The sequence below is a fragment of the Mesorhizobium sp. M2A.F.Ca.ET.037.01.1.1 genome (genome assembly GCF_003998075.1).
In the GTDB taxonomy this organism is placed as follows: Bacteria; Pseudomonadota; Alphaproteobacteria; order Rhizobiales; family Rhizobiaceae; genus Mesorhizobium.
Window position 1 is genome coordinate 1 of sequence record NZ_RZSA01001703.1, and the last position, 587, is coordinate 587.

Sequence of the window (587 nt, forward strand, 5' to 3'; positions counted from 1 at the left end):
CTGCTGTGCCGTAATGGCTCGCCATCTCGGCGTAGGTCCGGTTGAGACCGGGGTCATAGCGATCAGGGTTGGTGACGGCGGCCTCGAGATTGTCGCAGACCACGAACTTCGGCACGCCGCCCAGAAAGGTAAAAAGGTTCGTGTGCACGCCGATCCAGTCGGGCAGGCTCTCGCTCGGGCACGCCTCGGCATAGGTATAGTTCGAGGCGCCCATCGCCGCGACGAACAGCTTCATGGGGCGTGCTTCGCCGGTGACGGGGTCGAAGACATCGATGGTGTCGCCGGCAAAATCGACGCTTCTCGCCGCCCAGGTGTGTCTGGCGCATCGTCGGGCGGGTGCGCCCTTTCCAGGCCTCAAAGGTCGTGCAAAACCAGGTATAGCCAAAGCCGTCGGGATTGGCGGCGCGATATTCTTCCCACAGGAGCACTCGCGTTACGCCGCGGCGGCGCAACGCCTTCTCCACATAGCTCCAATCGGGCACCGGCCGCCCGGGACTTTGCGACGCCGCCTTCGGTGCCGGGAAGAGGAGCAGCTCAAGGCCTTCGTCATCAATCCCTTCGGGCAGCGGCCAGCTCAGCCCAGCAAG

The 587-nt window shown here is 64.4% G+C and carries 1 pseudogene; it reads right to left on the bottom strand.

Annotation, left to right across the window (positions count from 1 at the left end):
• Positions 1 to 587 (bottom strand): annotated as a pseudogene (locus EOA27_RS39325) (IS21 family transposase); the annotation flags it as partial.